This is a genomic window from Massilia mucilaginosa, from assembly GCF_011682145.1.
Taxonomy (GTDB): domain Bacteria; phylum Pseudomonadota; class Gammaproteobacteria; order Burkholderiales; family Burkholderiaceae_D; genus Telluria_A; species Telluria_A mucilaginosa.
The window spans coordinates 1-16,836 of record NZ_WHJH01000071.1 but is presented as its reverse complement, the minus strand read 5'-3'; the positions used below and the strand labels follow the sequence as shown (position 1 = coordinate 16,836).

The 16,836-nt window shown below is 65.2% G+C and carries 10 protein-coding genes; 7 read left to right on the top strand and 3 right to left on the bottom strand.

Annotation, left to right across the window (positions count from 1 at the left end; translation table 11 throughout):
* The first annotated feature begins 116 nt into the window (after positions 1–116).
* From hppD to F2P45_RS30970, 3 genes are all read left to right on the top strand, one after another.
* Entirely contained in the window at positions 117–1,238 is a 1,122-nt protein-coding gene (gene hppD / locus F2P45_RS30980; RefSeq protein ID WP_166882071.1) for a 4-hydroxyphenylpyruvate dioxygenase, read from the top strand.
* Positions 1,239–1,306: 68 nt separating this feature from the next.
* Positions 1,307–4,879, top strand: a complete 3,573-nt coding sequence (locus F2P45_RS30975) for an indolepyruvate ferredoxin oxidoreductase family protein (RefSeq protein ID WP_166882070.1) — start codon at positions 1,307–1,309, stop codon at positions 4,877–4,879.
* Positions 4,880–5,005: 126 nt separating this feature from the next.
* Entirely contained in the window at positions 5,006–5,407 is a 402-nt protein-coding gene (locus tag F2P45_RS30970) for a DUF3224 domain-containing protein (RefSeq protein WP_166882069.1), read from the top strand.
* Between the two features lie 116 nt (positions 5,408–5,523).
* On the opposite strand, the gene F2P45_RS30965 is transcribed toward F2P45_RS30970, so the two are convergent.
* Positions 5,524–5,919 carry an MAPEG family protein gene (locus F2P45_RS30965; protein WP_166882068.1) on the bottom strand — a complete coding sequence of 132 codons (396 nt, stop codon included), beginning with the start codon at positions 5,917–5,919 and terminating at the stop codon, positions 5,524–5,526.
* Between the two features lie 151 nt (positions 5,920–6,070).
* Between F2P45_RS30965 and F2P45_RS30960 the strand changes: the two genes are divergently transcribed.
* From F2P45_RS30960 to F2P45_RS30945, 4 genes are all read left to right on the top strand, one after another.
* Complete coding sequence (locus F2P45_RS30960; protein WP_166882067.1) at positions 6,071–8,215, top strand: M48 family metallopeptidase; 2,145 nt, start codon at positions 6,071–6,073, stop codon at positions 8,213–8,215.
* Between the two features lie 889 nt (positions 8,216–9,104).
* Positions 9,105–9,734, top strand: coding sequence for a hypothetical protein (locus F2P45_RS30955; RefSeq protein ID WP_166882066.1), 630 nt, complete (start codon positions 9,105–9,107; stop codon positions 9,732–9,734).
* A 359-nt stretch (positions 9,735–10,093) separates the two neighbouring features.
* The gene (locus F2P45_RS30950; RefSeq protein WP_166882065.1) at positions 10,094–13,714 is read left to right on the top strand and encodes a M48 family metallopeptidase; all 3,621 of its coding nucleotides are present in this window, start codon (positions 10,094–10,096) and stop codon (positions 13,712–13,714) included.
* Between the two features lie 100 nt (positions 13,715–13,814).
* Entirely contained in the window at positions 13,815–15,575 is a 1,761-nt protein-coding gene (locus F2P45_RS30945; RefSeq protein ID WP_166882064.1) for a M14 family zinc carboxypeptidase, read from the top strand.
* Positions 15,576–15,616: 41 nt separating this feature from the next.
* Here the strand turns inward: F2P45_RS30945 and F2P45_RS30940 are convergent, their stop codons facing one another.
* Together F2P45_RS30940 and F2P45_RS30935 are read right to left on the bottom strand one after the other, a co-directional pair.
* On the bottom strand, positions 15,617–15,874 hold the full coding sequence (locus F2P45_RS30940) for a Txe/YoeB family addiction module toxin (protein WP_166882063.1): 258 nt from the start codon (positions 15,872–15,874) through the stop codon (positions 15,617–15,619).
* The gene (locus tag F2P45_RS30935) at positions 15,849–16,148 is read right to left on the bottom strand and encodes a type II toxin-antitoxin system Phd/YefM family antitoxin (RefSeq protein ID WP_166882062.1); all 300 of its coding nucleotides are present in this window, start codon (positions 16,146–16,148) and stop codon (positions 15,849–15,851) included. The genes F2P45_RS30940 and F2P45_RS30935 overlap by 26 nt, the downstream gene beginning before the upstream one ends.
* Between the last annotated feature and the right edge of the window lie 688 nt (positions 16,149–16,836).

Here is a 16,836-nt window from a genome sequence, read left to right as displayed (position 1 = left end):
GAAAGCCCCATTTCAACGCAATATTATTGCTCAAATTGCCGGCCGTAGGGCAGTGTTTGAAATTTAATGCCTGTGTCGCGGGACTATACTGTGCCCTATTAAAATAGGAGACTGTCATGCAATTTACGCCTTGGGAAAACCCGATGGGGACCGATGGATTCGAGTTCGTGGAGTACGCGGCGCCGGATCCGAAAGCGCTTGGCGCGCTGTTCGAGCAAATGGGCTTCACCGCCATCGCGCGCCACCGCCACAAGGACGTCACCTTGTACCGCCAGGGCGACATCAACTTCATCATCAACGCCGAAAAAGACTCGTTCGCGCAGCGCTTCGCGCGCAGCCACGGCCCCTCCGTCTGCGCCATCGCCATCCGCGTCGACGACGCCGCCATGGCGTACCGCCGCGCGCTCGAACTGGGCGCCTGGGGCTTCGACAACAAGACCGGCCCGATGGAACTGAACATCCCCGCCATCAAGGGCGTGGGCGACTCGCTCCTGTATTTTGTGGACCGCTGGCGCGGCAAGGGCGCCAACGCCGGTTCGGCGCCAGGCACCATCGGCGACATCAGCATCTATGACGTCGACTTCGTCGCCATTCCGGGCGCCGTGGCCAACCCGGTCGGCAACGGCCTGACCTACATCGATCACCTGACCCACAACGTGCACCGCGGCCGCATGAAGGAATGGGCCGAGTTCTACGAGAACCTGTTCAACTTCCGCGAAGTGCGCTACTTCGACATCGAAGGCAAGCTGACCGGCCTGAAGTCGAAAGCCATGACTTCCCCGTGCGGCAAGATCCGCATTCCGATCAACGAATCGTCGGACGACAAATCGCAGATCGCCGAATACCTCGACGCCTACCATGGCGAAGGCATCCAGCACATCGCGCTCGGCACCGACAATATCTATCAGTCGATCCAGGGCATGCGCGACACCGGTATCGTGTTCCAGGATACGATCGAGACTTATTACGAGCTGATCAACCGCCGCCTGCCTGGCCATGGCGAAAACCTCGACGAGCTGCGCCGCCTGCGCATCCTGATCGATGGCCATAGCAACGAGAGCGAGCGCGAACTGCTGCTGCAGATTTTCACGCAGACGGTGATCGGCCCGATCTTCTTCGAGATCATCCAGCGCAAGGGTGACCAGGGTTTTGGCGAAGGTAATTTCCGCGCGCTGTTCGAGTCGATTGAACTCGACCAGATCAAGCGCGGCGTGCTCCAAGATACGACCGTGGCGTAAGCAGGGTACAAGCGCACCGCCAAGACGGTGCGCTCAGCAACGCACAAGAACATACGGAGACAAAGACAATGAACGCACCACTAGACCGGGCTCACCTCGATGCCGAGCCGTCGCACGAGATTTCGCTCGACGACAAATGGACGCTGGAGCGCGGGCGCGCCTTCATGACCGGCACCCAGGCGCTGATCCGCCTGCCGATGATGCAGCGCGAACGCGATCTCAAGGCCGGGCTGAACACCGCCGGCTACATCACCGGCTACCGCGGCTCGCCGGTCACCTCGGTCGACATGACCGCGGTCAAGGCCAAGAAGCACCTCGACGCCCACCACGTCAAATTCCATCCCGGGATGAACGAAGACCTGGCCGCCACCGCGGTCTGGGGCACCCAGCAAACGAACCTGTTCAAGGACGCCAAGTACGACGGCGTGTTCTCGATGTGGTACGGCAAAGGCCCCGGCGTGGACCGCTGCGGCGACGTTTTCAAGCACGCCAACAATGCCGGCAGCGCCAGGCATGGCGGCGTGCTGGTACTGGCCGGCGACGATCACGCGGCCAAGTCCTCGTCGACCGCGCACCAGTCCGACCATATCCTGAACGCCTGCGGCATTCCGGTGCTGTACCCGGCCTCGGTGCAGGAATACATCGACTACGGCCTGCACGCCTGGGCCATGAGCCGCTACACCGGCCTGTGGGTATCGATGAAGTGCGTCACCGACATCATCGAGTCCGGCGCCGTGGTCGACTTCGACCCGGACCGCGTGCAGATCGAACTGCCGACCGACTTCGTGCTGCCCGAAGGCGGCCTGAATATCCGCTGGCCCGACACCGTGCTCGATATGGAAGTGCGGATGAACAGCTTCAAGTGGTACGCGGCCCTGGCTTACGCGCGCGTCAACAAGCTCAACAAGATCATCTGGGACAGCCCGGCACCGAGGATCGGCATCATCACCGCCGGCAAATCGTATCTGGACACGCGCCAGGCGCTGGCCGACCTGGGCATCGACGAGCAGGCTGCCGCCGACATCGGCATCCGCCTGTACAAGATCGGCATGACCTGGCCGCTCGAAGCGGAAGGCGTGCACGAATTCGCCAAGGGCCTGGACGAAATCCTGGTGGTCGAAGAAAAGCGCCAGATCCTCGAATACGCGCTCAAGGAAGAACTGTACAACCTGCCGGACGGCCAGCGGCCGCGCGTGGTCGGCAAATTCGACGACACCGGCGAATGGTCGAACAAGGGCGGCACCGGCCACGGCGACTGGCTGCTGCCGGCCACCTATGAGCTCAACCCGGCCCAGATCGCGCGCGCGATCGCCAGCCGCATCTCGCACTACTGCGCCGGCCATCCGGTCGAGCAGCGCGTGAAAGAGCGCATCGCCTACCTGGAAGCGAAAGAGCTGGTACTGAAAAACGTCAGCACCAAGCCCAATCCCGACACCGACCGCACCCCGTACTTCTGCTCCGGCTGCCCGCACAATTCGTCGACCAAGGTGCCGGAAGGCTCGCGCGCGCTGGCCGGCATCGGCTGCCATTACATGGTGCTGTGGATGGACCGCGAAACCTCGACCTTCACCCACATGGGCGCCGAAGGCGTCACCTGGGTCGGCCAGGCGCCGTTCACCAACGAGAAGCACGTCTTCACCAACCTCGGCGACGGCACCTACTTCCACTCGGGGATCCTGGCGATCCGCGCGGCGGTGTCGGCCAAGGTCAACATCACCTACAAGATCCTGTTCAACGACGCCGTGGCCATGACCGGCGGCCAGGAATTCGATGGTCCGCTCGACCCGGGCATGATCAGCCGCCAGATCGCGGCCGAAGGCGTGGGACCGATCATCGTGGTCACCGACGAACCCGAAAAATACCCGTCCGACTACAAGTGGGCCGAGGGCGTGACCGTGCGCCACCGCAGCGAATTGATGGACGTGCAGCGCGAACTGCGCGACAAGCCGGGCGTGTCGGCCATGATCTACGACCAGACCTGTGCGTCCGAAAAACGCCGCCGCCGGAAACGCAACGAGTATCCGGATCCAGCCAAGCGCGCCGTCATCAACGAGGCTGTGTGCGAAGGCTGCGGCGACTGCTCGGTGCAGTCGAACTGCCTGTCGGTCGAACCGCTCGAAACGGAACTGGGCCGCAAGCGCCAGATCAACCAGTCGTCCTGTAACAAGGACTTCTCGTGCGTGACCGGCTTCTGCCCGAGTTTTGTCACGGTCGAAGGCGGCTCGCTCAAGAAACCGAAGAAAGCCGCCACCGGCGACGCGGCCCCGCCGCAGCTGCCGACGCCTGTGCTCAAGGGCACGGCGGCGCCGTACGGCATCCTGATCACCGGGATCGGCGGCACCGGCGTGGTCACCGTCGGCCAGATCCTGGCGATGGCGGCCCACGTCGAAGGCAAGGGCGCGATCGTGCTCGACATGAGCGGACTGGCCCAGAAGGGCGGCCCGGTGATGTCGCACGTGCGCCTGGCCGACAAGCAGGCCGATTTGCATTCGACCCGCGTGGGCACCGGCAGCGCCGATCTGGTGATCGGCTGCGACCTGATCGTCACGGCCAGCCGCGATGCGCTCTCGCGCATGGGCGAAGGACGCACCTACGCGGCGATCAATTCGACCGGTTCCTCGACGGCGGCTTTCGTCAAGAACCCGGACTGGCAGTTCCCTGGCGCGTCCTCGCAGGCCGAGATCGTCAAGGCCTGCGGCGCCGAGCGCGTGGACTTTGTCGACGCCGGCCAGATCGCCACCGCGCTGATGGGCGACTCGATCGCCACCAATATGTTCATGCTCGGCTACGCGTGGCAAAAAGGCCAGGTGCCCCTGACCGAAGCGTCGATCATGAAGGCGATTGAACTGAACAACGTATCGGTGGGCTTTAACAAGAGCGCCTTTACCTGGGGCCGCACGGCTGCGCACGATCTGCAGTCGCTGGTGAAAATGACCACGCCGGCCAAGGTGATCGAATTCAAGCGCACGCAAAGCCTGGACGAAATCATCAACAAGCGCATCGAGCTGCTGACCGCTTACCAGGATGTCGCCTACGCCAACCAGTACAAGGCGTTTGTGGACCAGGTGCGCGCCGAGGAAGCGAAGCTGGGCAAGGGCACGCGCCTGAGCGAGGCGGTCGCGCGCTACTTCTACAAGCTGATGGCGTACAAGGACGAGTATGAAGTCGCGCGCCTGTACACCAGCGGCGCCTTCCAGGAGAAGATCGCGGGCATGTTCGAGGGCGACATCAAGCTCAAGTTCCACCTGGCGCCGCCGCTGTTCGCCAAGCACGACTCCAAGGGCCAGCTGATCAAGCAGGAATTCGGCCCATGGATGATGAAGGCGTTCGGCCTGATGGCCAGGATGAAGGGCCTGCGTGGCGGCGCGCTCGATATCTTCGGCTACACCGCCGAGCGCAAGATGGAACGCGCGCTGATCGCCGAGTACCGCAATACGGTCGGTTCGCTGCTGCCGAAGTTGAATGCCGAGACCCTGCCGCAAGCGGTGGCCATTGCCAGCATCCCTGAAGATATTCGCGGGTATGGGCATGTGAAGGAACGTCACCTGAAAGCGGCCAAGGAGAAGGAAGCGGCGCTGCTGGCCGCTTTCGGCAAGCCGGCCTCGCCGGACGGCGTGATCCAGATCCATCGGGTCGCGTAAGACCGCGTCGCGTAGACCGGGTCGCGTAACACCGGTTGGCGCAAGATGAATGGCCCGCTCTCAAGCGGGCCATTTTTTCGTCTCCGGGTTATGATATCGGCATCGCAATCGACCGGGCAGACCACCATGTTCATTACCGCCAAGGGCACTTTCGAGATCACCATGCAGGCGCCGCCATCCGGGGAGGGCGCCGGGCGCGTCTCGCTCGGGCGCATGCTGATCGATAAATACTACAGCGGCGACTTGATCGGCATCGGCCAGGGCGAGATGCTCTCGGCCGGCAATCCGGCGGCCGGGTCGGCGGGCTACGTGGCCATCGAACACGTGACCGGGACCCTGGACGGCATGAGCGGCAGCTTCGCGCTGCAGCACGCGGGCACCATGCACGCCGGCGCCAGCCACCTGTCGATCAGCATCGTGCCGGGGTCGGGGACCGAGGGACTGACCGGCATCCAGGGCAAATTCAAGCTCGATATGATCGACAACACCCATTACTACGAACTCGAATACACGATGGATCTGGTTTAAATCCGACGGGTGAGAACACCAGCGCCTCACATCTTTGGCGCTCGTTTTTGCTCCGTCGCCCCCGCCTGCGCGGGGGCGACGGAGCGTAATTTAGCGGTAGTAGACCGTCTCGGATTCTATGGCAGCAAGATCGCCGCCAGCACCATCCCCAGTCCCACCAGCGACACCGTCCACACAATCGAGCGCACCACCGGAATGCCGGCCGCATACAGCGGCACGTACAGCACGCGCGCGATCAGGTAAGCCCACGCGCCCCATAAGGTCAGGTCGCCCTCGCGCCCGCCCACATGCGCGATCAGCACGGCCGCCGCGAACAGCGGCAGCGTTTCGAACAGATTGGCCTGCGCCCGCTGCAAGCGCGCCGTCACCACGCCCGGCGGCGGCGCCGGCGTGTCGCGCGCGCTCATGTTGTACTTCATCCCGGTCTCCTTGTTGCGGAAAGCCCCGGTCGCCATGATCTGCACCAGCGCCAGCACCAGGGTCCAGCCCAGGATCATCAGTTCGGTCGTCATCACTTTTTCCCTTGAACGCCGGCGGCCGCCGGCAATGTAGTCAGATTAACAAAGAAAACCCCAAGGCAGTGCACGCTTGGCGTTGCTTTTTGTTCATATATATTGCGCTTGGAGAATTTTTGCCTGAGCTTCTCCGTTAAAATTGCATGTTTTGCAGCATCCTCAGTGCCTGGAGAACCCCATCAACGCCCCGACCGACGCCATCTCGCCCGAACTGGCCGCGCCGAGCGCCGCCTACAAGAACAGCGTGCGCCTTGCGGTCGCCTCCCTGCTGCTGTTCGTCGCCCTGTACTGCGCGATGGCCGGCTGGTTCGTGGTCACCGCCTGGCAGGTGTTCGTCGACGGCGCCGGCAGCGACCTTGGCAGCTTTTCCTACTTCATGGGCGCCTGCTCGCTGTTCATCGGCGCCTTGATGATCAAGGCGATGATCTCGGTACGCAGCGCGCGTTACGACGGCCTGCTCGAAGTGACCGAAACGGACCAGCCACGCCTGTTCGCCTATCTGTTCGAACTGGCCGACGCCGCCCGCGCACCGCGTCCGCACAAGGTGTTCCTGTCGGCCAGCGTGAACGCCGCCGTGTTCTACGACATCTCGCTGTACAACCTGATTTTCCCGGCCAGGAAAAGTCTCGAGATCGGCCTGCCGCTGGTAAACGCGCTCTCGCGCGGCGAATTGCGCGCCGTGCTGGCGCACGAATTCGGCCATTTCGCGCAGCGCTCGATGGCGGTCGGCGGCTGGGTCTACGTGGCCCGGCAAATCGTCAGCCACGTGGTCACGCAGCGCGACAAACTCGATGCCTTCCTTGACGGGGCAATCAGGATCGATGCCCGCCTGGTGCTCATTGTCGGCCCGCTGCAGCTGATCATCTGGTCGATCCGCTCGCTGGTCGACTCGGTGTTCCGCCTGGTGGTGATGATGCAGCGCGCCCTCTCGCGCGAGATGGAAATGCAGGCCGACCTGGTGGCCGTGTCGCTGACCGGCAGCGATGCCCTGATCCACGCGCTGCACCGCACCCGCGGCGCCGACGACGCCTGGACGCGCGCGCTCGCCTTCATCGCCAGCGAGCACGCGGCCGGGCGCGCCACGCGCGACGTGTTTTCGGTCCAGACCGAATTGCTGCGGCTGACCAGCGGCATTCTCAACGACCCTGCCTACGCCGAGGTCCCGCCCTTGCCCGAGCAGGGCCGCGAGCGGCACCGCATCTTCAAGGCCGGCCTGGCCCAGCGCCCCAGAATGTGGCTGACCCACCCGCTCAATCACGAACGCGAAGACAACGCCAAGCGCATCTACGTGGCCGCGCCGGCCGATCCGGTCAGCGCCTGGTCGGTCTTCGACCACACCGCCTCGCTGCGCGCCGCGATCACCCGCCATCTGCTGGGCGAAGGCGACAGCGTCGCGGTCGACCTGGAGCAGTCGCTCAAGGCGCTGGCGCAGCCCTTCGAGCGCGAACAGTTCCACGCGCGCTATCGCGGCATCTATTTTGGCCGCGCGCTGACCCGCCATGCACGCGACATGGGCGCACTGCGCGCCGGCCACTACCAGGCAAAGCAGGAGCTGCTGGACTCGCTGTACCCGGCCGCGTTGGTGCGGCTGCGGGCCGACTGCGCCACGATCGCCGCGCGCCTGCACCAGCACGACTGGCTGTGCCGCAGCTGGCACCAGAACATGGGGCACCAGCTCGGGCGCGGCTGGGACGCGTATCTGGACGGCCTGCTGGCGCTGGTGCACTACGCCGAACACCGCCTGGCCGCCCTGCGCGACGCGCAGGGCATGTTGGACAACGCGGTGGCGATGGTCACCGCGCTGCGCCGCGTGAACGCCGACGGCGTCACGCGCGTGGTCGGCGAGGCCGGTGAACTGTACAACGTGCTGACCCAGCTTTACCGCGAAGCTGGCTCGGTGCACCTGTCGCCGCGCCTCGTCGAGCAGCTTGGCATGGCGGCCGACTGGCGCGCGGCGCTGGGCCAATTCACCATGCAGTCCCCTGCGAAGGCAATATCAACGCATGGATGCGCGAGGCCGCGCCACTGGTCACGTCCCTGTCCGACCGGCTCGATGCCCTGCGCGGCGCCGCCCTCGACGAATTGCTGGCCACCGAAGCGAAGATTGCGCGCTGCTCGCGCATCGGCGAAGGCATGCGCGCCGCCCCGGCGCACTCGCGCGTGCCGCCGTCGTACCCGGTGCTGCTGGCGGGCGGCGAACGCCAGCGCCAGCGCCAGCTCGGCTGGTGGGCGCGCTTCCAGCTGGCCGAGGGCCGGGCGCCGGCCGCCGCGCGCCTGCTGGTGGCGGGGATGATCGTGCTGGCCGCGCTCAGCGCCGGCAAGTTCGGTGCCGGCGGCGTGTCGGTGTTCGCCAGGGATCCGGTGATCATGGTCTACAACGGCCTCGGCATCCCGGTGCGGGTGAACATCGACGGCAGGCAGCAGAGCCTGGCCGCCCATGCGCACATGGCGTTCAGCGTGCCGCTGCTGGGCAAGCACCATGTGGAGACGCGCAGCGGCGACGGGCGCCTGGTCGAAGCGTTCGACGCGCTCTCGGCGCCGCTCGCGCATCCGGTCTACAACGTGGCCTCGGCCGCACCGCTGGTGGAGTGGACCGTCGCCTATGGCGCCGCCGACCCGGTGCCGAAAAAGATGCTGGGCACGCCGCGCTGGATCGACAGCAAGGCCAATCTGCTGTTCGAGCAGCCGCCCATGGGCATCCCCGGCAAGGAAGGCGGCCACCGCAGCGTGTTGAGCGGCATGGACGAATTCGCGCCGAAAACCCAGTTGTCGATGCTTGCCGATGCGGCGCAGGCCAGGCGCCTGGTCCTGGTGCACGCGCGCTGGGACAGCACCGCCACGGCGGATGCCGAAACCTGGCTTGGCTTCACCGGCCAGTTCCCGGAATTTGCCGCCGTGCTCCAGGAGCGGCTGCGCGCCGCGCCGCTGGCGCGCGCAAACCGGCCCTGTGCGCGCAACTCGCTGCCCAGGCGGCGGCGCGGCTTGACGACGGCGATGCCGCCTACCTCGCCTTGCGCTGCCAGGGCGACGATGCCGGCATCGCCCGCCGGATGGCCGAGGCAAGGGCGCGCTGGCCGAACAACCTGTGGCTGGCGCGCTGGATCGCCTACGACAAGATGCAGGCCGCCGATTACGCCGGGGCGCTACCCGCGCTCGAACAACTTGTCCTTGGCCCGCCGGCCATGGCCGACGATGCCGGCCTGACCCTGGCGCGGGTGCGGCGCATGCTGGCGCCGGAGTCGACATCCCCCGAGCTCGGCGCGCTGGCGGCCAAGTCGCGCCGCTTGCAGCTGCTGCTGGCGGTCGAAGAGGGGCCGGCGCCGCAGGCGGCGGTGCGCCCCTACCAGTCGCTTGCGGCCGGGCGCATCGACGAGGCCACACAGGGCGAGGGACCCGATCCGGCACGCACGGCGCAGGTGCTGCGGCTGGCGGCGGCCTCGGACGGCGCCAGTGCCGCCTTGATCAAGCGCGCCATGGCACTGCCGTTCGAGCAAGGCCAGGACAGCGCCACCGTCTGGACCGGGCTGGCGCTGGCGACCCGCCACGGCGGCGACACGGCGCCCTGGCGCGCGGCGACGCGCGTCGTCTCCGGCGGGGACCCGGAGCGCATGCTGGCCTTCTTCGACCGCATCGCCGCCGGCAAGGATCCGCTCGCGGCCGACCGCCTGCTCGATGCGGCCGACCCCGACATGCGCCTGCACGCCTGGAGCGCCGCGCTGGTGCTGCTGGGCGAGAAGGCGCCGCCCGCGTGGCGCAAGGCGGTCACGCGCATGCTGTTCGCATCGGAGCGCCCCTATTTCAAGCAGTTGTGAGCGCAGCGCCGGATCGCCGGCGTCGGACGGGCGCATTTGATGTTGCAATCTGTGCACATATATTGCGTTTAGATAAATTGCTCCAGCATTTCTCCCTTAAAATTGAACGTTTTGCATCTTTGCACCTTGTTTAACACCTGGAGAACGCCATCAACGCCCCGACCAACGCCCCGTCCTCCGATCTGACGGCCCGCCTGACCGCGCCGAGCGCCGCCTACAAGAACAGCGCGCGCCTGGCCGTCGCCGGCCTGCTGCTGTTCGTCGCGCTGTATTGCGGCCTGGCCGGCTGGTTCCTGTACACCCCGTGGCAGGTATTCTTCGAGGGCGCCGGCAGCGACCTGGGTATTTTTGCCTGGGTCATGGCCGTCTGTTCGCTGTTCATCGCGGTGATGATGATCAAGGCGATTTTCTCGGTCAGTAATGCCAAGTACGACGGCCTGCACGAGGTCACGGCGGATGACCAGCCGCGCCTGTTCGCCTACCTGTTCGAACTGGCCGACGCCGCCGGCGCGCCGCGTCCGCACCGGGTGTTCCTGTCGGCGACCGTCAACGCCGCCGTGTTCTATGACCTGTCGCTGTTCAACCTGATTTTCCCGTCCAAAAAGAATCTGCTCATTGGCCTGCCGCTGGTAAACACCCTCTCGCGCGGCGAACTGCGCGCCGTGCTGGCGCACGAATTCGGCCACTTCGCCCAGCGTTCGATGGCGGTCGGGCGCTGGGCCTACGTGGCCCAGCAGATCGTCGGCCACATGGTCACGCGGCGCGACACCTTCGACGAATTTTTGGTCGGGATCGGCCGCATCGATTTTCGCCTGACCATCGCCGTCGGCGTCCTGCAAGTCATCATCTGGTCGATCCGTTCCCTGCTCGACACCGTGTTCCAGGTCGTCATGCTGATGCAGCGCGCCCTCTCGCGCGAAATGGAAATGCAGGCCGACCTGGTGGCCGTGTCGCTCACCGGCAGCGATGCCCTGATCCACGCGCTGCACCGCACGCGCGGCGCCGACGACGCCTGGGACCGCGCACTGGCCTTCATCCAGGGCGAATACGCGGCCGGCCGCGCCACACGCGATGCGTTCGCGGTCCAGACCCACATCCTCCAGCGCATGAGCAACATCCTCAACGACCCAAGCTACGCCAACGTGCCGCCGCTGCCCGAACAACGGCGCCACGAGCACCGCGTGTTCAAGGCCGAACTGGCGCAGCCGTCGAAGATGTGGCTGACCCACCCGCTCAATCACGAACGCGAAGCGAACGCCAAGCGCATTTACGTGCACGCAAAGATCGACCCGGCCAGCGCCTGGTCGATCTTCGAGCAGCCGGCGGCGCTGCGCGAACAGATCACGCGCACCCTGCTGGTGGGTGACCACAAGCCCACTTTCGTCGACCTGGAAGAGTCGCTCAAGACCCTGGCGCGCCCGTTCAAGCGCGAACAGTACAGCCGCCGCTATTGCGGCATCTACTTCAGCCGCGCGCTGACGCGCCATGCCTCGGCCCTGACGCAACTGCGCGACGCCCACTACGCCGCCTCGCCGGCCACGCTGGCGAGCCTGTACCCGGCCACGCTGACCGACGACGTGCACCAGCTGCGCACACTGACCGATGAACGCAACCAGCTCGACGCCCTGATCGCCGGCCACCTGACCGCGGCCGGTGGCGTGGTGCGCCTGCGCGGCGAAGAATTCCGCAAGAAACAGCTGCCCGCCGCGCTGGCGCGGGTGCGCGCCGAGATCGACGAGGTCGAGCAGCGCCTGTACCAGCACGACCGGCTGTGCCGCAGCTGGCACCAGGACATGGCGCGGCAACTGGGCGGCGGCTGGCAAGCCTATCTCGATGGCCTGCTGGCGCTGGTGCACTACGCCGAACACCGCCTGGCGGACCTGTGCGACGCCCAAGGCATGATGCACAACGCGGCCGCGGTGGTCACCGCCGTGAACCGGGTGACGGCCGAAGGCGTCGCCCGCGTGGTGGGGCAGGCCGCCGGACTGTACTCCGTGCTGGACCAGATCTACCGCGAAGCGGCGCAGGTGCACATCGACCCGCGCCTGGCGGTGCGCTTGGCCGTGGACACGGACTGGCAAACGGCGCTCGGCAACTTCAGCATGACGCCACCCCATGCCGACACCATCAACGACTTCATGCACTACTCGGACGGCTGGGTCAACGCCTTGTCCAGCTGGCTCGATGCGCTGCGCGCGGATGCCCTCGAAGAATTGCTGCTGACCGAAACCATGATCGCGCGCTGTTCGCGCGGCGGCGAAACGATGGTGGCCGCCCCGCGGCCGTCGCGCGCGCCGGAGTCCTACCCGGTGCTGCTGGCCGGCGCCGAACGCAAGCGCCAGCAGCAGCTTGGCTGGTGGGCGCGCTTCCAGCGTGCCGACGGCATGGTGCCGGGCGCCGCGCGCCTGCTGGTGGCGGCGTCGATCGTGATCGCCGTCCTGAGCGCCGGCTCGTTCACCAAGGGCGGTGTGTCGGCCTACGGCAGCGATCCGGTGATCATCGTCTACAACGGCCTCGGTTTGCCGGTATCGGTCGACATCGACGGCCGCAAGGCGCTGGTGCCCGCGCACGTGAAGCGCGAACTGAGCGTGCCGGCATTGGGCAAGCACCACGTCGAGACGCGCACCGGCGACGGCCGCCTGATTGAAGCGTTCGACGCCGTGTCCGAGCGCGGTGGGCATCCGGTGTACAACGTCGCCTCGGCCACGCCGCTGGTGCAGTGGCACGCCACGTACGGCAACGACAAGCCGGTTCCGGACGAGATGCTCGGCACCGTGCGCTGGGTCGACCGGCGCGCCGACTTCCGCTTTGAAAAACCGCCCGAGTCGATCTCCAGCAAGCATGGCGGCGGCTCGCGCAGCGTGCTTGACGGCTTGGCCGAGGCCAGCCCGGAAGCCCAGATCAGCGCACTCGATAACGAGGCCAAGGCCAAGCAGCTTGGCCTGCTGCACGCGCGCTGGGACGATACTTCCGCGGCGCACAGCGAAACCTGGTTCACCTACGCCGCCACGTTCCCGGAGTTTGCGGCCGTGCTGGCGGAACGCTTGCGGCGCGCCCCGCGCGACGTACTTCTGCGGCGCGCCGAAATGGACTTCGTCGACGCCGGGCAAAAAGCGGCGTTGTGCAAGGACTTGGCCGCGCAATCGGCCGCGCAGCCCGACGACGGCGACCTGGCCTACCTCGCGCTGCGCTGCCGCGGCACGGGCCCCGGCGCGCACAGCGAGATGCTGGCGGCGCGCGCGCGCTGGCCCAAGAATCTCTGGCTGGCGCGCTGGTCGTCCTACGACAAGCTGCATTCGAAAGACTTCACCGACGCCGTGGCCGACCTTGAACAGATCGCGCGCGGCTCGGCGGCGGGCAGCAATTACGCCAGCATGGACCTGGCGCGCCTCAAGCGCTTGCTGGGGCAGGACGCCGATCTCGCTCAACTGGCAAGCAGGTCGCCGCAGCTGGACGAGCTGCTCACGATCGAAAAAGGCACCTTGCCGGTGGGCTCGGCGCTGCGCGCGTATCACGCACTGGCGAGCGGGCGCCTCAATGAGGCGCACCAGATGGCCGCCGCCCATCCGGCGCGCGCCGCGCATGTCTTGCGGCTCGCAGCAGCCTCCGACGGCGCCGACGGCGGCTTGATCAAACGCGCCATGGCGCTGCCGTTCGGTGAGGGAATGGACAAGGCCAACGTCTGGTTCGGCCTGGCGCTGGCGCAGAAGCATGGCTACGACACGGCGCCGTACCGCAACGCGACGCACGCTGCCGCCGGTCCTTATCAGGCGCCGATGCTCGCTTTTGTCGACAGTATCATCGCCGGCAAGAATCCGCGCGCCGCCGAACGCCTGCTCGACACCGTCCCGCCCGAGCAGCGCGCCTATGCCTGGAGCGCGGCGCTGGTGCTGTTGGGCGACAAGGCCCCGCCTGAATGGCGCACCTCGGTCAAGCGCCTGCTGTTTTCATCGGAGCGGCCGTACTTCAAGAGCGCGTAACGACGCCAGATTGCCGATACCGGGCGCGCAAAGCCGACTATAATTTCCGGTTCGCGCGCACCGTGCGCCCTGTATTGACAACTTTGCCGGAGCTTTACCGATGATCCGTTCTGCGCTGCTGCTTGCCCTGCTGTCCGCCATTCCCTTCGTCCACGCCGCTCCCGACCTCTCCACCGTCGCCGAACGTTCGCAGTTCCAGAAAACCGGCCGCTACGACGAAGTCATCGCCCTGTGCGCCGCATTCCAGAAAGCGTATCCGAAGCAGGTCAAGTGCATCGAATTCGGACGCACGCCGGAAGGGCGCCCGATGCAGGCGCTGGTGGTCACGCGCACCGGCGCATTGAGCCCGCAGGCCGCGGCGGCGCGCGCGCTGCCAGTGGTGCTGGTCCAGGGCGGCATCCACGCCGGCGAGATCGACGGCAAGGACGCCGGCTTCCTGGCGCTGCGCGAGGTGCTGGAAAACCGCGCCGCCCCCGGTGCGCTCGACAAGCAGGTGCTGCTGTTCGTCCCGGTCTTCAACGTCGACGGGCATGAGCGCTTCAAACAATGGAACCGGCCGAACCAGCGCGGCCCGGTCGAAATGGGCTGGCGCACCACCGCCCAGAACTTCAACCTGAACCGCGACTACGCCAAGGCCGACTCGATCGAGATGCAGTCGATGCTGGCGCTGGTGAACGCGTGGGACCCGCTGGTGTATGTCGACCTGCACGTGACCAACGGCGCCAAGTTCGAACACGACATCTCGATCCAGGTCGAACCGGTGCATTCGGCCGACGTTGAGTTCCGCAAGGCCGGGCTGGCGCTGCGCAGCGGCGTGCTGGCCGATATCACCAAGCTCGGTTCCATGCCGCAGCCGTTCTACATGTCGTTCGCCGAAGAAGACAATCCGGCGTCGGGCTTTGCCGATGGCGTATCGGACCCGCGTTTTTCGACCGGCTATTTTGCCTTGCGCAACCGGCTCGGCGTGCTGGTCGAGACCCATGCGTGGAAAGACTATCCGACCCGCGTGCGCATCACGCGCAATTCGGTGGTGTCGGTGCTCGAGCAGGTGGCGCAGCACGGCAAGGCGTGGCAGAGCGCCGCGCGCGAGGCCGATGGGCGCGCGGCGCGCTTGGGCGGGACCGAGCTGCCGATGACCTACAAGGCGACCGATAAAAAGCGCATGATCGACTTCCGTGGTTACGCCTACACGCGCACGCAGTCGGATGTGTCGGGCTCCCTGATGACGCGTTACGACGAAACCAAACCACAGATCTGGACTGTGCCGTTGCGCGACGAGATCGTGCCGGACGTGATGGTTACCGCACCCAAGGCAGGCTACATCGTGCCGGCCGCGCATGCGGCCATGGTGGCCCGCAAGCTGGGGCAGCACGCCATCAGCTATCGCACCTTGGGGGCGGCGCAGGCCAGGGCCGATGTGGAGACTTTCCGCGCCGAGAAGGTGACGTACGCGCCGGCCTCGCTCGAATCGCATGTGCGCGTGACATTGCAGGGAGGGTGGAAGGCGGAGCCGCGCGCGATCGAGAAGGGCGCGCTGTTCGTGCCGGTTGCTCAGGCCAAGGCGCGTTTGGTGATCGCCCTGTTCGAGCCGGCCGGCCCGGATTCGCTGCTGCAGTGGGGGATGTTCAACACGGCGTTCGAGCGCAAGGAATACATGGAAGATTACGTGGCCGAAGATGTCGCGCGCGAGATGATGGCGGCCGATCCGGCGCTGGCGGCGGCGTTCAAGGCGAAGGTCGACAGCGATCCGGCCTTCGCCAGGAACCCGGACGCGCGGCTGGCGTTTTTCGCCAAAAGACATACGTCGTACGACGAGCGCCTGAATCTGTATCCGGTGCTGCGCACGGCGGTGGCGCCGTAAATAGCTTCGAGAAAACAGGGCCTGGAATCGGCCCTGTCTACTCAATAGTGGTGGCGGCAAGAAATAACGGTTAGATGTTCATCGTCAGCCACGTAAATCAGGCGATGTGTATCGTCAATCCGCCTGGACCAGTGTCCCGACAAGTTCCCTTTGAGAGGTTCTGGCTTGCCGATTCCTTCAAAGGGACTGCGCAACGCTTCCTTGATGAGCAAATTAATTCGCTTTAGCGTCTTTTTATCCTGGGTCTGCCAAAAAAGGTAGTCGTTCCAGCATTCATCCGTGAATTGCAGGTCTCGCATGTGAAATTTCCTCAGCGTCGGGTACTTCGATGAGATCCCGATGCTTCGCTTTACCAGCACGTGCTTGCTCAATGGATTTCGCCAGGTGCGCAGCGTTGGCAGGCGAACTAAGCAAATAGACAGTCTCCATCAAGCTACTATAGTGGTCGAAGGACATGACCACGGCATCCGGCGCATCCCTGCGTGAAATCACCGTGACGTCCGCATCCTCTACAACCTGATCAATCACAGTCCTCAGGCTGTTGCGTGCATCGGAAAAATTAATAATTCTCATTTTTTTACTCCTCATCCCGTACTACTTTTGTGTGCCCTTGGATTGATCTGAATATTCTTTCGATAAATTGACTCTAGACGATACTCATAGATCTAACATGTACAATAAGTCGTACAAGTTTGATTGTAGCGCACCTGTCAGGGAAAGCAAGCAGTCCGCGTAATCTTGACGCTGTTTGGCATTGTTGGCTTCGGGCCGTACATGCCGATGCGGTATCGCTCTTTCATACCCGCGTTCAATCTAACCTTCGTTCCTATCCCAGTAAGCCAGTTGGCGCAGTGTGTTCGAATAACGCTGGGACGTTGGACTTGAACTCTTTAAAATGCAACATCTCCCAAGACCGATTCCTAGTCGGAACGCAGAGCGGGGGCAGCGGACTTGAAACGCCCGGTACCTGACGTTGCAGCGCATACTGGCGCGCCTTGCCGGCACCCAGTACGACACCATCGGGGATGGCTTGCCACAGGCGCGGCAAAGTCGACTGGCTGATGCCTGTCGGATCCATGATCGCGGATGCCTTGGCCGGGCCGCGCGCCAACAGCTGCCTTAGCTTGTCAATATGGTAAGCGCGATTTCTACCGCACCTTGACGTTGCCCTAATCGACGGGCAAGCGGCTGTTAAACAGCAGTAAAGTTGAACGGCAACAGATCGGCAATGTCGGCACCGGCCTGGCGCTGCGGCAGTTCT

Excerpts from the sequence above, each read along its gene's own strand:
- hppD (WP_166882071.1), top strand. The coding sequence starts at position 117 with ATGCAATTTACGCCTTGGGAAAACCCGATGGGGACCGATGGATTCGAG.
- F2P45_RS30975 (WP_166882070.1), top strand. The coding sequence starts at position 1,307 with ATGAACGCACCACTAGACCGGGCTCACCTCGATGCCGAGCCGTCGCAC.
- F2P45_RS30970 (WP_166882069.1), top strand. The coding sequence starts at position 5,006 with ATGTTCATTACCGCCAAGGGCACTTTCGAGATCACCATGCAGGCGCCG.
- F2P45_RS30965 (WP_166882068.1), bottom strand. The coding sequence starts at position 5,919 with ATGACGACCGAACTGATGATCCTGGGCTGGACCCTGGTGCTGGCGCTG.
- F2P45_RS30955 (WP_166882066.1), top strand. The coding sequence starts at position 9,105 with ATGGCCGACGATGCCGGCCTGACCCTGGCGCGGGTGCGGCGCATGCTG.
- F2P45_RS30950 (WP_166882065.1), top strand. The coding sequence starts at position 10,094 with ATGGCCGTCTGTTCGCTGTTCATCGCGGTGATGATGATCAAGGCGATT.
- F2P45_RS30945 (WP_166882064.1), top strand. The coding sequence starts at position 13,815 with ATGATCCGTTCTGCGCTGCTGCTTGCCCTGCTGTCCGCCATTCCCTTC.
- F2P45_RS30940 (WP_166882063.1), bottom strand. The coding sequence starts at position 15,874 with ATGCGAGACCTGCAATTCACGGATGAATGCTGGAACGACTACCTTTTT.
- F2P45_RS30935 (WP_166882062.1), bottom strand. The coding sequence starts at position 16,148 with ATGAGAATTATTAATTTTTCCGATGCACGCAACAGCCTGAGGACTGTG.